The 17461-nt window shown below is 41.0% G+C and carries 13 protein-coding genes and 1 pseudogene; 1 reads left to right on the forward strand and 13 read right to left on the reverse strand.

Annotation, left to right across the window (positions count from 1 at the left end):
• Positions 1-16: 16 nt before the first annotated feature.
• The 13 genes from G634_RS0107890 to G634_RS0107950 form a co-directional block, all read right to left on the reverse strand.
• The gene (locus tag G634_RS0107890; protein ID WP_026504828.1) at positions 17-556 is read right to left on the reverse strand and encodes a hypothetical protein; all 540 of its coding nucleotides are present in this window, start codon (positions 554-556) and stop codon (positions 17-19) included.
• A gap of 11 nt (positions 557-567) precedes the next feature.
• Positions 568-2562: an AAA family ATPase gene (locus tag G634_RS0107895; protein ID WP_026504829.1), complete on the reverse strand. Its 1995-nt coding sequence runs from the start codon at positions 2560-2562 to the stop codon at positions 568-570.
• Entirely contained in the window at positions 2544-2717 is a 174-nt protein-coding gene (locus tag G634_RS21365) for a hypothetical protein (RefSeq protein WP_196805302.1), read from the reverse strand. Before G634_RS21365 ends, G634_RS0107895 begins: the two co-directional genes overlap by 19 nt.
• Positions 2710-4920, reverse strand: coding sequence for a DEAD/DEAH box helicase family protein (locus G634_RS0107905; protein WP_026504831.1), 2211 nt, complete (start codon positions 4918-4920; stop codon positions 2710-2712). Before G634_RS0107905 ends, G634_RS21365 begins: the two co-directional genes overlap by 8 nt.
• A gap of 10 nt (positions 4921-4930) precedes the next feature.
• Complete coding sequence (locus G634_RS0107910; protein WP_026504832.1) at positions 4931-6076, reverse strand: aminotransferase class V-fold PLP-dependent enzyme; 1146 nt, start codon at positions 6074-6076, stop codon at positions 4931-4933.
• A 15-nt stretch (positions 6077-6091) separates the two neighbouring features.
• Positions 6092-9700, reverse strand: coding sequence for a hypothetical protein (locus G634_RS0107915; protein ID WP_026504833.1), 3609 nt, complete (start codon positions 9698-9700; stop codon positions 6092-6094).
• On the reverse strand, positions 9697-10596 hold the full coding sequence (locus tag G634_RS0107920; protein ID WP_026504834.1) for a DUF4007 family protein: 900 nt from the start codon (positions 10594-10596) through the stop codon (positions 9697-9699). The genes G634_RS0107915 and G634_RS0107920 overlap by 4 nt, the downstream gene beginning before the upstream one ends.
• 13 nt (positions 10597-10609) lie before the next feature.
• A complete protein-coding gene (locus tag G634_RS0107925) occupies positions 10610-12328 on the reverse strand; it encodes a phosphoadenosine phosphosulfate reductase domain-containing protein (RefSeq protein WP_026504835.1) in 1719 nt (572 codons plus the stop codon).
• Positions 12329-12354: 26 nt separating this feature from the next.
• Complete coding sequence (locus G634_RS0107930; protein WP_026504836.1) at positions 12355-12570, reverse strand: helix-turn-helix domain-containing protein; 216 nt, start codon at positions 12568-12570, stop codon at positions 12355-12357.
• Between the two features lie 506 nt (positions 12571-13076).
• Positions 13077-14510 carry a relaxase/mobilization nuclease domain-containing protein gene (locus tag G634_RS0107935; protein ID WP_026504837.1) on the reverse strand — a complete coding sequence of 478 codons (1434 nt, stop codon included), beginning with the start codon at positions 14508-14510 and terminating at the stop codon, positions 13077-13079.
• Positions 14511-14527: 17 nt separating this feature from the next.
• Entirely contained in the window at positions 14528-14857 is a 330-nt protein-coding gene (locus G634_RS0107940; RefSeq protein WP_026504838.1) for a plasmid mobilization protein, read from the reverse strand.
• Positions 14858-14859: 2 nt separating this feature from the next.
• Positions 14860-15234, reverse strand: a complete 375-nt coding sequence (locus tag G634_RS0107945) for a DUF4316 domain-containing protein (RefSeq protein ID WP_026504839.1) — start codon at positions 15232-15234, stop codon at positions 14860-14862.
• Complete coding sequence (locus G634_RS0107950) at positions 15222-17108, reverse strand: DNA topoisomerase 3 (RefSeq protein WP_026504840.1); 1887 nt, start codon at positions 17106-17108, stop codon at positions 15222-15224. Before G634_RS0107950 ends, G634_RS0107945 begins: the two co-directional genes overlap by 13 nt.
• A 159-nt stretch (positions 17109-17267) precedes the next feature.
• Here G634_RS0107950 and G634_RS21970 point away from each other — a divergent pair.
• Positions 17268-17461, forward strand: a pseudogene (locus G634_RS21970) (transposase); the annotation flags it as partial.

A 17461-nucleotide genomic window follows, 5' to 3' on the forward strand; every position in this document is an offset into this window, starting at 1 on the left:
CTCATTTCACTCTTACTTATGACTTATTAACACATAACTCCAGGATATCATCACTGCTGATTTCGCTATTGAATCGATCATTAAACTCATCGATAAACTCATAAAGTCTATTTGCGAATGCCTCAGGAGTACTATCCCCTTCTATCAGCTTTTCATAAAGAACATCTATTCCGCCTCTTACGTAACTATCAAAACGTTCTTCATCAGCAGGATCTTGACCAAAATGCCTAAAAGCCTTATCAATTCGCTTTTCTTCATCAGGCTCATAATTAGCATCAAGAAGCATAATTAGCCAGAAATTGTACGTTAATTCCTCACTAGAGTACATTACACGATCACCCATGACATTCTGATTATATATCTGGCCAGTCTCTGGATTTTTAAGATCATCAATGTCAGCAGTTCTTCCATATAAAAATCCAATAAGCGGTGCATTCGCATAGACATCGACATTACGGTCTATTAGTTTTGCTTTGCTTAATTCGTCGAACACTCCTGTGAGCTGATCCACTCGAAGAGCATGCCTACCTTTAAACCTATATTGTTTATCAAACATAGCGCCCCTCCTTATACCAAATTAGTCTCAAACTCATTTTTCTTGTCAAACTGATGCCTTCTGCCGATCCTATTACCCATGTAATCTTCGGCTAATTCACCATCCGTATCTTTGATAAAGATAATAACCTGTTCAGCAGTCTCTGGAAGAGCCTCACAAACTGTCTTAATTCTTCTCTTATCAAACGCAGACAACGGTGCATCCATTACCAATGGATATGGTTCAGATGACAGCAACTTTGCATCATCATCACTTGCATTACGATTATCTCTAGCCATTTTGATAATACCAGTAATGAAAGCAAAGATAACTGAAATGCTCTGTGCTGTTGAAGTCTCTACATCACCCTCATAATCATTGGCCTGAACGGTAATATGATATTTTGAATCTATTGTTAATGATAAGCCACCTTCATAAATCTGCTTGAAAATATCATTAATCGTATCCTGCAAGCGGTTACGGATCTCTTCTTCGCTTGTACGATACACATTTTCCAGCTCCTCATAAATCTTTCTGGCATAAGTCAGATACATCTGAGTCTTTCTGTTCTTTTCATCAAGCAAAGTCAGATTCTGTCTCTCTGTATCCGCACGCTCGCGCTCCTTCTCAAGACCGCCACGTTCTATATTCAGCTTGTCTCTATCGTTATTACACTTATTGATAGTTTTAACGCAAATCTGAATCTCATTATTTATGGCACGAACCTTTTCACTGACATCTTCACCACTAAGCTTTGCCTCAATCTTGTGGAGTTCATCAGTCTTATCCATAATATCATCACTCTGCTGGCTGGCAGTCGCAAGATTCTCCTGCATCTGTTCAACCAAATCCTGAAGTGCTCCCGCTCTACGTTTTGATTCCTTCTTGAAATCTGTCACATATGTACTGAGCGACTTTGGAGGAATAACATCCAGCAATGACTTCACTTTCTCATAAGGCACGGATCCTTCATCCAGATGGGTACCACAAAGGCAGATCTTCTGTCTTAACAGGTACTCAATCGTCTTATCACGGATAAACGGAATGTCCTTACCAGAATAATCGTGTCTTGACAGAACTTCCAATGCTCTCTTAATCAAAGAAAGTGAAAAGAATGGACTCATTGAAGCATTGAAATCCTTGCACATCGTCTTATAGACTGTGGCTCTCATACGAGTAGTATTATCAATCTGCTTCTGTAAATCTTCCTTTTCTTTCTGCAGCTTTTCACCCTCGGAATACTGCTTCAGCTCTATAACTTTTTCAGATTTTCTGGTTTCCGCTGCCGCTTTCTGTACATCAAGTTCCTCTAAGGCTGCATCAATCTCTGCCAATCTTGCATTGCACTTATCTATTTTTGCAGTGTATTCCTGAATCTTAGTGTTGCTCTTTGAGTCGAAGCTCTTCTCATAGCTGCCAATAACGCTAAGACTGCTTCTCGGATTAAAGTGACCAATAGCACTTATCATCGCATTGAGCCCCAGAAGACCTTTTACTGCCTCAGCAAAGTCAGTTGCCTTTTTACCTGTAGAAATATCCTTACTCATCTTCTCAATACGCTCTCCGTCGAAGAAGAAGTATCTGGAAAGTTCCTTAGGCAGAATACTCTTAACCTCAGCCTCGCACTGGGACTTTTTAACGTAAGAAGTATTACCGCTGGCATCCTTAATTGCAATATCGAATACGGTATTATCACCTTTTACATTGTTTGAATAGTCCTTGTGATATGCCTGCTCTCTTATGAGGGTATAGTCAACTTCACCATGTCTAAGAGCCAAGGTTACACGAACCTTCTCTTCAGAGCCAGGAGTCATTTCTGTGGCTACCATTTTATTCAGAATAATCTTGTCAGAGAACTCTGTTTCTCCATACAGGCACCAAAAAAATGCCTGAGCAAACGTAGTTTTACCTGTTCCGTTTTCACCAATGATGATGGTTACATTTTTGCCGCCTTCTCCCTGGGCAAAATCAATGGACTCATTGCGAAACTGGCGGAAGTTCTCAAGTTTTATTGATTTAAGTAACATTGCACTTCCTCCTCAATTTTCTTCTTAATCCATGCCACCATCTGAGAATCATTCATTGTTCTCGTTTTCAGATTCATGTTTTCCTTAATGATGATTGATCGCTTTAGGCGCTCTATGGCCTTGCTATCAACCTGGATTTCGCCGTTATCACTCAAAATCTTCACCCTCCTTTTCAAGATCTGTATCGTTAAGATGATAAGCCTCCTGGATGTCCCAGATCAGGTTGTTTGCCAGCATCGAATTTAATGCCAGCCTACCAAATTCCTTAATCCGGGCAAGCTCATTTTTCACCAATGTCTTATCCCTATTCGCTTGCTCAATCGTCAACCCTGACACTGAGTCAAGCGGTCTAGGAAGAGTAACAAAATCATATATTTCCGCAAATGGCTTATTATCCGCTTTACGGAGCACTCTACCTCTACGCTGTATGTATTCCTTAGGATTCGTTGTACTTGCCAGTATAAAGGCAGTTCGTATGCCTGGTATATTAACACCTTCATCCAGACACTTTATCGCTACAATAGCCTGCAGCTTGCCACCGTCCTGGAAATGCTCTTTAATCAACGCACGCTCTTCCATATTTTCTTCTGAGGTAAAACGCGCTACGCTCATATTTAGTTCATTTCCAAGAATCTTGGTAACTGCTTCTATCTGCCTGATATCACTTTCGTCATCTGATGATGTATCGCTATCGTCTATCACCCTCGTAGCTCCACAGTACACCAGAATATTATTATCATCTTTGTAAGGAGTGATTTCTCGCTTCAGAGCCTCCAGTTTTTGCATCGCTCCTGCAACAACCCTGGATCTCTTTAGTGCAAGGATTTCTCCTCGCTTGTTTAATTTATACTTTCCATGCTTGTCCTTTATCATGCACTTGGACATCTCATAAGAAAGCTGTTCATAGGATTCCAGCTCAAGCTCACTCAGGTAAACAAGAACCGGATAGTATTTATAAGGAGTCAGTTTATCTTCATCAATAGCTCTTTCCAGAGGATATTCAATACATTTCTTTCCAAAGAAGCTATATAAAAGTGCTGTGCCCTCGTCATCTCTATGTCTTTCGAGTGTTGCTGATAATGCCAGCCTGTAAGCAAACCTGTCATCCAAATGCTTGGCATAGCTTCTTGCTCCAAAATTATGAGCCTCGTCAACCACCAGCAAAATCGGACTCTTGATTTTATCTATTCTCTCCTGAAAGTCAGGACTTGCAAACGTAACATTCGTTGTCACCACACAGAGGAATCTTTTATCTTTTCTGATTTTCTGATCTGTTATTGCCTTAGAGAATTTCTTTCTCCAATCCTTGTGGGCTGGATCACCATAAGCGATAATAGGCTTCATGTTGAATTTGACAATATCCTCAACCCACTGCTCTACCAGATGCTTATATGGAGCAACAATAATTACAGCAAGCTCATCATTAAGATCTTCTGAAAGTTTTGAAATGGCACCAAGACCGGTATAGGTTTTTCCTGTACCCGTTGCCATATCAAAAATTCCTCGATAGTTTTCACCTACCCAGGCAGCAATAGCTTCCTTCTGATATTCATGCAACTCAACATCTGCCGGTATTCTTGCTCCTACCTGAGCTCCAGAAGAATCGCTCATCCCTTGCAACATACTTCCATAAGCAAGGATTCTTCTTTTGAACTGCTCATGATCAATATCAAAATTGGGATCCTTTCTCCTGTATTTCTCTATAAGTACATCGGAAATATTTGGAAATTCCAAAACCTTTAAGCTTGGCTCAACATTATTCCACATGGAATAAAAGGCATTTTCCTTTAACTTAACTCTATCAGCTTCAGCCTCGTTCCAATCACAGAACACATCTATAGTCTCATAATTGATGGACATCGCTGTCATAGACTCATTCATGGATCCAGAAAAGGCAACACGATTTCCGTCTTTATCTTCAAGAATTCCCATCTTCTCATGGTACATTCCAATTTCATTGTCCTTATCAGTATAGGCAATGCGAATATCAAGGATTCCGTCTGATATAAGATGTGCCAGAAGATTCAAGCGTTCCATAGAATAGTAATCCTCATGCTCATCAGACAACTGACGTATGAGTGCTCCCTCTATTATCTTCTGCCTGTTCTCATATCCTTCCTTGATAGCCTGAATATCGTCATCAGACAAATACGGTGAGGCAACTATTTCAATCTTTCCGCCACCTTTAGCCATATCAGCTATTCCCTTTGATATCTCGACAAGGGCTGAAGACGAAAAGAATCCCACAGCACGCTTATATGATGTTGACTCATGAAGCAGCGGAATATAAAAATCCTGCACCACATTATCAATCAAGGACCGGTATTCGCTTTTTATTATCTTGTCCTTTAAGCTCACAACAATCCTCCTACAGCTCTGAATCTATATAATCCAAAGCTTCTTCTAACTCTGCAAAATCTTTATCTGTTGTAAAATAATTAACACTGAATCTGATAGTCCCCGCTGGGAATGTTCCCATGAACTGATGTGCCAGCGGTGCACACTGTAGCCCTGTTCTGACAGCGATTCCACACCTGTCAAACACAGGTCCTGCACTGTCGCTGCTTATTCCCTCTATGGTGCAAGAAACTATTCCTACATAATTACATGAGTCATAATTCCCAATGATTTTAATATAGGAGTATCTGCCTAAAAGGTCTATCAGCTTCTTTCTATTTTCAGCCTCTTTTTCTCTTATGGCATCGATAGTAACCTGTGCTGACCATCCAAGGGCTGCATTTAATCCTGCTATACCAGCAATGTTCAGAGTCCCCATCTCATATTTCTGAGGTAGATCTTCTGGCATGTCCTGATTTGCAGATTCATATCCAGTACCGCCAAATATTACTGCGGGAAATTTCACCGATGGATTCATCACAAATCCAGATATTCCAGTTGGGCCATACAATGTTTTATGTCCTGCAAATACAGCAAAATCTATAGTAGTAAGGCCTACGTTCAAATCTACCAACCCAGCAGTCTGTGCCATATCCACAAGGGTTATGGCTTCGTACTTCTTAGCCAGCGCAAAAATATCCTCTACTGGCGCGATAAGTCCAAACACATTGCTTGCATGACTAACTATAACAAAATCAGGTTTAACAGTATCAAACTGATATCTGATTTTTTCCAGGTCATACACCATATCCTTTGAAACAGTCAACTGTGTGACCTTGATTTTCCCCTGCTCTTCAAAATGATGAAGTGTTCTGGTAACTGCATTATGCTCAAAGGGGCTGATATAAATATTAACAGCTCCTTTTTCAATAATGCCCTGAATAATAATATTCAAAGCTATTGTTGCCGTTGGTTCAAAGACAACCTGCTTTGCCTGGCAGTGCAGGAGCTCTTGGATCTTCTTTCGTGTATCTCCAATTAAGGCTCCTGCGCTCTGCGCAAGCTTATAGTTTCCACGTCCAGCGTTTGCTCCGCTGGAACGATAAAAGCTATCCATGAAGTCATAGACGCAATCCGGCTTTGGGTATGTAGTTGCAGCATTGTCAAAATATGCCACTTGTAACACCTCCCCTTAGCACATCTTCTTTAATATATCCATGAGGATCTGCCTCTTCTCCTGCTCTGAAATAGAATATCCCATGGAATCTATCTCAGACAGAATAGAATTATACAAAAGCTTTCCTCTCTTACTTGTTTCAACTCTGTCAAATCGTTTTACTTCTGATGAACCGTCATTACTGCGGAATCTGATTTCATAAGTACTTGCTGCACTGTCTTCACTTTCAGACTCACTGCTTTGGAATTCTTCAGCAGTCTTTTTGTACATTGCAAGATTCTCTTTGAAACGTTCTACAGTATCATCATCCCAGTCTTCAACTCTTAGATCCGTTGCAGCCTTTGCTAATCTGGCAACAAATGTCTCTTCATCATTTGTAACTTCCTTGAAAAGTCCCAGGCACTTGTTAGTTCCATTTTCAAAAAGCTGTTCAAATACATGCGGATCCAGTGTTTCGCACCAATCCTTAATTACAGATGATAAGGATGTCCTCTTCAACTTAGCCCTATTTGCAGCGATTGAGAAGATCTCTTTGGTCTGCTTTATCAGCTCAACCTTGAGCTCAGCTATTTTGCCATCATAATAGTTTTTAGCATTCTCAATATTCTCTGCAAGGCCTTCATTGAAATCTCTATATCCAAAGGCTTCAGGAAGTTTCTCAAACAACAGTTCATGACCGTTAAGATTCTGCTTAAGCAGTTTAACCATCTTAAGGTATCTCTTGCTTGATTCCTTATCTCCAATTCCTTTGGATTCCTTAGCATATCTTGGCAGCGACAGATACCAGCGCTTCATTGCAGACGCTGCAAAATCATAAGCACTAAGATTCTTTTCTGCCTCAATTACATAATTACTGAATATCTCAGAAAGCTTGCTTACAAATTCCTGCTTTTCAGGATTCCATTCAAGGAATACCAGTGTGTAATCCTCAGGACATGCGTTAATCATCTGTAAGGTATCAGCAGATAATGGCAACTGTCCTAAATCATTCTGTAGAATAATGTCCTCACTAAATTCGTGAAAAACAGCTGCAATATAGATTGGAATGACTCCACTCCTAATACCTATATGATATTCCGGAGACGTAAGCACATTGTACAGTTGATCAAAAGATGCTGTACCCTTCTTTTTGGCATCCATGACGAAGGAAACAATTGCATCAAGCACACCCTTCATCAGCTTATCCGATGGAGCCAGATTGATTCTGGTACCCTCCTGATCATCGAGAAGAACCTCTTTTCTTACAAGTGTGCTTCTCATAATAGACACTTCCTGACCGGTTCCGGTAAGCCCAAGATTTGGCTCCAACACATTCCTGAGAAGTCCAGAAAGAATCTTGTTTCTGCTATTATTTGCTATTGAGGTAATCTCATCCTTATTGATTGCCTCATTGTTAATAACAGGTGTCTCAGAGAAAATATTAAAGCAAATATCCGATGCAAGCCCTGTCAAGGCAGCCTTACGTAATACGCTCTTCTCTTCGCCGTTGTAAATATATGCAGACTTGTAATCTTCAGGATGAGTGTAACCACTGATAAATTCACTGATTACATCTCTTAAATCCTCATATATTACTTCATACTCCTCAAAAAGAACTGTATCCTCCTTCGCCTTATCTCTCAGTGCACTTACAGCTTCAAACTCCTGCAGGATGTCTCTAATTGCAGTAGCTTTCTTTGGCATAATAAAAATAAATCTATCGCATCCCTGGCTGGTCTGTAAGATTTTATTCTTTATGCCCTTGATAGACCCTGGATCCTCACAGACAATAGCGTATACAACACCATCTGCATTGATATCCTCAGCTTTTTTCGCCCAGTCAACATGACCTTCAAGTTCCTGCTCTTCTATGAACTCAAACTCAAAGTAGCGAATCATCTCCCTCTCATCATTATATCTTGATGGATAAAGGTAGTTATCAATATTTGAGGCATTCAATGCTCTCTTCAGTGAGAATGAAGGTGACAAAGCTGCAATCGTATCTGATATTTTCTGCTCTACATCCACGCCGGATGTCTGCTTTAATTTCAGATAGTCATTACTACGCTTCAGATAAATCACATACTCATCCTTGATAAGATGATCGATTGCAGCTTCAATCTCAGCAGGCTTGTATTCCATGCTGTAGATTCCGACAATCTCTTCCTTAATAGGCTTTAGCTTATCAAACTGGCCAAGCAGATAGATCAAAGAAATTGTCTTTACTATCTTGCTTTCAAGAATCTGATCTTCAATCTTATCAAGAATAGTCTTTGTCAAAACATAGTTCTTATGAAGTTCTCCCGCAAAAGGCTCCTTCTGCAGAACCGGATCAAAGTAATCAAAAATAAGATCAGGAGTAATTACTCTGAAGTCCTTATCCTTTAATCCTCTTAAGAATGCCGGTAGAGTCGATGTTCCATCGGCAGACAGGAAGGTAAATAATGTACGTTCATTCTGTGCTACACGTTCAGAAAGTCTTGGAAGAATGAATGTTGAAACCGGATGTAACGGATAGCATTCATATATTGTTGTCATCAATTCCTTCTGATCTGTGTCGCTGAATATTGCATGCTCAGCATATCTTGACTTCAACTGGTCAAATTGAACCTTATTATCATTCTGGAAATCTTTCCATTTATCTATGTCCTTAATGATAACAGTAGATATAATCTCATATGTCTGAGCAAAGTTATTGTTCATATGAATGTGACGAAATCTTTCAGAAACGCCACGCCAACCATCAACCTTTGCCTTTGGTAACTGGTCAATATAGTTGGATATCTCCTTGTGTGAGATAAGCAACAGATGCAACTCATTCTCACCACTTCGATTACATTTCTCAGCGAAATCCTGCAGCATCTTTGTATCACTTACAGATGCCGCTGTAATGTTAGACTCCAGGAACTTGCTGAACTCATCATAGACAACATATATTCCCAGATATCCACGCTGCTTGAGACTCTTTACAACGCTCTCATACAACTCTACAACATCAAATCCCACGAACGGATTGAAGATACTTCCTGATGTCAGTTTAGGATAAACCTCTTCAAACTCGCTGTAGATTGCAGCATTGTAATCGTTTAGTTCAGAAATAAATGCATCTACCGGAAGACTTATTTCTTTCTTGAATTTGTCGTAGGTCTTCGGATAATCAGCTTTCCACTTCTGTATGGCATTGATAGCAGCCCTGTAATTGGTCTCTGGCATGATATCCAAGCCATTCTCATCAAGCGTTCTCTGCAATGCAAGCAGAAAAGCCTGTGGTAAGCTTCCACTTGTTCCATTAATAATAACCGGTAGGATCCTATTTTTCTTATCTGAATAGTAATTATCAACCAGCTGCTTCAGCTCTGGATCCTCATTAATTTTCGGCATCAAATGTGTAAATAGAGATTGATCTCTCTGCATGAGCATCGAAAGAATAGTAAGTATAATGTGAGACTTACCTTTTCCATATGCTCCTACAAGAACTCGCGCTCTTTCCGTTGCATCAGGAGCTGTACTGCTAAGTATGTCCTTTAACAACGTCAATGCCGATTTTGTCGGTATGAAATTCTTTAATTTGTCATCATTGTTTAGGTCGTATCCAATGTTTACTGAATACTGGAATCCTGACGCAACAGAAATCATTTTGCTCATGAATTTGTTCCCTCTATATCGGCATAATATTTGTTAACGCAGTCAATAAAGCTACGTTTATGTAATACCCGGACAACATCCAATCCTGCTGTACGGATAATCTTAATCTCTCCAAGCTTCTCCACTTCATGAAGCAAAGAAAGCATACAGATTGAATCTAAGTTAAACACCTTACCAATATTCTTCTCCGCAGAAAGAAGCTCATTTAAGCTAATCTCTTCCCTGCCTTTGGCCTGATCTGCGATTACAGCCATAATCACCCAAGGATTAAAACTCCTTGCCATTGGTATGGATTTCTTATATGTATAATTTCCTCGTTCTTTGCTTAGAATATCAATAAGCCCAAGCTCTCCAAATGGACAATTAATATTATTCTCTGGAGAAATCTTATTTGGATCGGACTTATACCTTGGCACATATGTATTAACAACGCAGGTAAAGTCATCGGTCAATGATCTGATAGCTACCGCTGTACCATCCATCTTCAATTCATTCTGTATCTGAGCAACGAAATCATCCTTGCTGAATTCTTTCATTGCAAATTTATTGAAGAAGTAATACCAAGATGGAGCCATCTCTTCATCAGTAACGAGCTTATAGTGGAGAAGATAAAGTGTTCCTAACTCTTCTGTATACGGATCCTTCTCATATACAATTTCTCCGAAAGGAGTCAGGGACTGATACTTCTTACCAGTCTTTGGTTCTTTCGTCAGACCTACTGCCTGAAGCCAATATCTAATGGATTTGACCATATTGGCACCGATTCCAAGAACATCCATCGGATTATCATCTTTGTCAGTAAAGACATCTGGCTTATGCGATACATATCGCATGCCTTTGCTGAGCCATCCCTTTCTAATAAAGAATGTTTCATGGGCTCGAAACTTCGTAGCCATCCCTCTGTTCCTCCTAATCTTTTGTCCGTAAGTATTTGTCCATCATACAGCCGCCTCTAAGATATTTTGCGGTCACGCACATTTTGCAATGGACGCATTTTTCCGGATCAATATAATATCTGTCTGCTGAAATCGAAATCGCCCCTGCTTTGCAAAGAGATTCACATTTCAAGCATTTTCTACACGCATTAAATTTCCTAACTTGGTATCCAACCATATGCTGTAAATCATCATGATCCTTAACATTCATAGTTCTGACTTTAACAGCAAACTCATATCCGCCCTGTTCAAAAGGCTGTACTGACAGAATAGGAACATTCGTCCTTATATCGAGTACCAGCACCTCATGCAGTAGCTTCTGACCAAGCTCAGGAGCCACCCTTCCAAATGGTGTGAGCATATTTAAGAACTCATCATCCATCGGACGTACCAGGCGATAAATCTTTGCATGATCTTCAGTTGTGCAGTTGGTGAAGCGAATTTTCACATCACCTGCTGCAGCAAGACCATTACCACCTTGTCTTGCCTTCCATGCACCAGAGTCCACATACTCTTCTGCATCCGGCTTTCCTATCTTTCGTGCAAAGTCTATGAGAAAGTCCCTCCAAGCCTTTGACTGCTCAGGCATATATATCCTTGAGAGAAACTGTGCCCTCTGGTTGTTGTTAGGGCAGCACCAGCATCCAACTCTGTCATAGCCTAAGCGGTAAGCATCGTTGAAATCAATCTTTTCAGCCAAGATATACAGCCAAATGTCCATATCCTTCCAAAAGAATATTGGAGATGCTACTGTCTGCTGCTGAATCTTTACTGACTCAGCATCATCCTCGACTCTGTTATACTTACTTCTACTTACAGACTCCGATTTCCTGATTCCATAGAATGTCAGGATTCGCTGATCTCTATATAAGGAATTTATTACTCTGGTAATCGGGCCTGTCTTAAACATAGAGCAGCACCATCTCATCATTCTGGCTGGCGGCCCTATATCCACACACACATCCTTGAACACCTGCTCACGATTCTCAGCAGTCTTAAAAATAGACTGTGGATGATTCTTTCTATAGCGCTTGGCATACTCTATAGTGAGCGGAAACTCAAGTGTTGTATTTCCAAAAATGTGCACCAGTGATGGATCACTCAATGCCTTTATCGCCAAATCTGCAGTTACGGTGGAGTCCTTTCCACCCGAGAACGATAGGACTATATTCTCCTCTGGAAACTTTGCCGCTGTTTTCTTGACAAAGGTGTGTGACTCATCAATCAGATAGTCCAGTCTGGTCCTGTTTGCCTCAACAAAAGCCTCTATATAGCGATCAAACGCCTCATAAGAATTATCTTCCTTATTTTTTTCAAGCTGATCAATATACTCATCTGCATTTGCTTCTTTAAACAGCTTACTTGGCAAAGCTACAGACTTGCCATTTATATAATATCTGTTGTTGGAAGCCCATACAGATTCATCTATCCATTGATGAGGTTTCTTACCCAGTAATATTTCAATTAGTAGCCTCTCTTCCGGGAAGACAGGTCGAATATCAGCGGCAAGATATTTCATCGGCTTGCCACATCTAGGACAGATTCCTTTGTCTGCCTGATTCACTACCTGCATAACTGGAACTCTACAATCATCGCACCAATATACTTCGTTTGGATAATCTTCAACCGTTTTCTCACCGCAGATAGGACAGTTTTCTTCATTTGTTTCTATATTACAATTCTTGCACCACACAAAAATGCTCCTTGCAATTAGTTTTCCTATACGTCGTCTTTATCCGGAACGTAATCAACAATGTCATGAATCTGACAATTCAGTGTCTTGCAGATCTTATCGAGAACCTTTGTCGATACATCTCCACCTTTTCCCATAGTAGCTATGGCATTTGTAGACACTTGCGCTTGCTCATGTAGATCCGTTCTGTTCATTTTTTTATCAATAAGCAGTTTCCATAATTTGTCGTAGTTCATTGCCATAATCGCATATTAACCTTTCATGACGGAATATTTTAGAACGCGTACATCATTTTATTTTAGCACTCTGTACGAATTCACTCAAGATTTTCTTGAAAAACTCAAGATTATTAATCTGAACTACAAACAACTTACTTATTAAATGTGACAATGTCACAGCTTCTTTTATATATAGTTTTCTTAATTATTAACCAATGTAATCCTATCAAAAATGCTGTCCCATTATATGGACTCCTAAGCTATTTTTTCGTTTTTATCAGCTGATTTCCCACCCGCACGTCACCATCTTCGATGGTGTTAGGGCGCATCTTCGCAAATTCGCGAGCAGTGCTTTTTTGTACAAAAAGCTATTATCCGCTCGTTGGAGGCACATCCCCAATCCCCTTGAACAGCCTTTCGGCTGGCTACGCAATTCTTCCGAATCGCTAACTTCATCTTTGGATATATCTTCAGAAATAAAAAAAGAAGGGAACCTGCAGCTGATAAAAACTGTAGATTCCCTGATAGACCTATCGACTGATATTATGTTTTCTGATTCGTTCCTTCTTCTGCTCTTCATCGTCTTTTAAGAACTGGTCGATATCATATTTTGCTCTTTGGATCTCCTGCATTTCTTTCTTGACCTCACGATATTCACCATAGAGCTTTTTCTTTTCTGTAAGGATTTCAGCATACTCCGCATTCAGTTCTTTTACCTTCGGGAGCTTCTTTACCCCAAGATCATCGAAGGCTTCCTTTGCCGCCTTATGAAGAATGATCTCCTGTCGGTGCTCTTCCAGGAACTTTTTGCTGTATCCACATTTACGATAATCGGCATACACATCTTTGGTCTTCATATAGTTTATGATATGCGTTTTAAGAACCTGTATTTCAGCCAGACGCTTCTCTTTCTCCTTGATGGAAGCAGACAATGCATTAAAGTTGGCTACAGCCTTTTCTACTCTTTCAGTAAGGACATCATAGCTTCGGATGTTATGCTGCTTCAAAAATAAAACAGCCTTTGCTACCTGCTTGGTATTAAAGTTCTTCGCAAAGCGGATATAATATTTCCCTTTGCCTGCTGCCAGCTTCTTTTGGATATCAATAAGAAGATCAAACGCATGATCTTCTTTTCTCCGGAAAGTTTTCGAAGTTCTTATCTCTTCCTTTGGTTCATCATCCAAAGCACGTTCCATCTCTCCTGCAAGGATTCTCTTAAGCTCCTCTTCCGTATATCCACTGCCAAGAGACCGAAGCCGGATGAATCGCTTCTGCTCTTTTCCTCTGATCGAAATATATTTTCCACGCTTGATCTCGTAGCCCTGCTCTTCCAATAGCCGGAGGAATTCATCAAAATCCTTTACGTTGTATTCCGCAAAGATCTGCTGAATCACTTCCCTGATCTCATCACGAAAGGCTTTTTTCTTCGGATAAGTTGTTCGCTTCTCCCGTTCACTTGGTTTTCTTCTTTCGATAACAGATAGTCCATGTTCCAGACAGATAATGTCAGATAATCGCTGCAATGCTATTCCGACAAAGAAGAAGTCCCGAAACTTATGGGTACAGTCCAGGCTTGTTGAATTAAAGATTATATGATTATGGATATGCGCCCGATCCGTATGAGTCGCTACGATAAAGGCATGCTTTCCTTTGGTAAAACGCATGGCAGTTTCATATCCGACTTTATTTGCTTCTTCCGGTGTGATCTCTCCCGGTTTAAAAGACTGCCGGATCTGATAGGCAATGATATCTCCCTTTGGATGTCTGCCGGTAAGTTGCTCATATTCTCTTTTTGACAGCATGAATTCTTCATCCACCGTCTTTGCCTGGCAGGCATAGGAGCTGATAAACTGACCGTTTTCTGTCTTCTCACCGTTCTTGGCATAGTCGGTTCTGTCGCTAAGAGATCTTGCCACGCTTTTACCTTTATTCTGATGCATGGTAATTAACCTGGTAGCCGCCATACGTTTTCACCTCTTTCCTATATCGTGGATAATCGCTGTAATATGTCCTTCATCACCTGCCAGAGTTCATCCTGACGAAGCTTCATATCTTCTATATCTTCTTTATAGATACTGCCGGTCTCATTTGCCTTTTTGGCATACTGATTCATGTTGGCAGAAGTAATGCCAAGGAGTCTGACCGCCTCCTTGACATCACTTAGATCCATCTGAATGAGATAACCATTCAATGCCATTTTGCGAAGATATGCGCTCTCATTTAAGATGCCTGTTTTCTGTTCTCTATCGCGGATCAGCTTTGCCTCTTCCGGCGTTGCATAGAAGTGAAACTGCTCCGTTCTATGCTCCATAACTACATCTCCCTGCAGGGACAGATCACCGGAGAACTCTTCTCCGGATCCGGAATCGGAGCTGATTTTACTTTTTCCTGTTGCTCCTTTATCTTTTCCAAAATAGAGGCTTTGGTATCATTTTCGATATCCTCTTCATCTGCCTTCTCATTAATAGCTGCAAAATCCGGCATCGGAGGAGCAGGCACATTGTTGATGATCCCATCAAAGGAATTGTCATTCTGCTCTACCATATCCTCGATACCCCGCATATGATTTCTACTGATAGAAGGTCCTAAGCCAACATCTTCGATCGGATCAATGGATTCCGGGATCTGTTCCTCTACCGCATTGCCTGAGACTTCATCCCACTTTCTTATTGTTTTCATCTTTGCCATCTGGACGTTCCTTTCTTCGGATACTTTTTATATTGCCTGTACTGGCGTGGAGGGAACAGTTTATCTACACCCTTTACCGGTTCATAAGTGTCGATCAGTTCTGTGATCAGATCCTTGATCTCCGCCATAAAATCCTCTGATGCTATTTCCTGTTTTTCCACTTCCAGCAATTTCTGTTCCCACTCCGCTGTCATGGAAGCTGACTGAATCTGCTCCGGCATTACGGTAATAAGTGAAGTTCCCTTAACGGATGGGACCAGGTATTTCGTCTTCTTATTGCCCTGACGTTCCACAAAACCGATGCGAACCAGCTTTTCAATAACACCGGCTCTTGTGGCAGGTGTTCCAAGTCCTTTTCGCTCAACCTCATCCGGCATTTCTTTTGCACCGGCTGACTCCATAGCGGATAGTAGAGAATCCTCTGTAAAGCGCTTCTTCGGTGTGGTTTTTCCTTCCTTCACCTTTGGATCTCTGGCCGGAAGTTCTCTTCCTTCTTCCAAAAGCGATGCATCTGCTTCAAGGATCTCTAAAACGCTGTGAGAACCACCATCCTCTTTCTTGTCGGAATCTCCTTCCTCATCTTCCTGTTTCTTCCCAAGGATCCAATCCTCTATCTGATGCCAGCCAGACTTTGTAAGGCTCTTGCTTTTTGCCTTAAAGATCTCTCCTGCACACGCAACCTCCAGCGTATACTCTGTGATCTCTGCATCTTCTCCGACGGATGAAAGCAGCCTTGCCGTAACAAGTCCCAGGATCTTCTGTTCACCAGATGGAAGTTCCGAATAATCTGTCTCAGCAACATTTACTGTAGGAATGATTGCATGGTGATCCGATACCTTCCTGCTGTTTAATACCTGATTTACATGGATCACAATCTGCCGGGTATATCCGTACTTCTCCCTCATGAGATGGCACAGATCCGTTGTACTGTCTCCCATATCGTCCGTTAAATATCTGCTGTCAGTTCTTGGATATGTGACCAGTTTCTTTTCATATAAACTCTGTGTATAATCCAATGTCTGCTGTGCTGTAAATCCATAACACTTATTCGCATCTCTCTGAAGACTTGTCAGATCATACAGAAGCGGAGCCTTATCCTTTTTTACTGAGGTCTCCATCTTAATGATCCTGGCCTTGTCTTCTGTCTGTATTTTACCGACAAGCTCTTCTGCCTCTTCTTTTGTTTGAAAACGTTTCGACATAACCGGCACACTTGCTATCATCATCTGAACCGTATAAAAGTTCTCCGGCTTAAATCCTTTGATCTCAGCTTCCCTTTCTACAATCATTGCAAGTGTAGGTGTCATGACACGACCGACATTTAAGGTCTGGCCATATACCGTTGAGAAAAATCTTGTGGCATTGATTCCAACAAGCCAGTCCGCACGTTCACGACAAAGAGCCGCTTCATAGAGAGCATCATAATCTGCGCCGGGTCTCAGATTTTCAAAGCCCTCCCGGATTGCTTTATCCTCCATGGATGAGATCCAGAGTCTTTCAAAGGGCTTTTTACATCCCGCCTGGTGATAGACCAAACGAAAGATCAGCTCTCCCTCTCGTCCGGCATCTGTTGCTTCAATCAGTCCATCCACATCGGAACGCTTCATTAGCTCCTTTAATACCTGATACTGCTTCTTGGTGGAACCGGTCACCTGATATGAAAAAGGCGCAGGAAAAATCGGTAGATCTTCCTTGCGCCATTTACTGTATCTCTCATCATAATGTTCCGGTCCTGCCAGCTCGATCAGGTGTCCAACGCACCAGCTGACGATATAACCATTGCCCTCCAGATAACCATCTTTTTTATCGGTTGCTCCAATCACCTTTGCCAGAGACTGTGCTACCGAAGGCTTTTCTGCAATCACTAGCTTCATATTGCAACCTCCTCCTTCTTTTTGGTAGTGTCAAATCTGACACTCCTTTTTGTTATTAAATCCTTTATTCTCGGGAGATTTAAATAAAAAGAGCATTGACCTCCCTTTTTTGGTATAATGTCAATCGCCAAACCGACATCCAGAAAGGAGCCAATGCTCATGGACATTATACTTTATTTACTTCAGTTAATCCAATACCTTTATCAGCAGAATTGCTGGCTGATAAATTTTATCTGCAAATATATACCTTTAAAGCAATGGGCCTTTGATGATGCCCATTCTCCAAAATATCAAAAGTTCAAGATAGATGAGCTCCCTATTGTCGAAGAACCTCTCCCTAAGCTCAAATGGAA

Origin of the sequence: Butyrivibrio sp. NC3005, assembly GCF_000424545.1 — a bacterium.
In the GTDB taxonomy this organism is placed as follows: Bacteria; Bacillota; Clostridia; order Lachnospirales; family Lachnospiraceae; genus Butyrivibrio.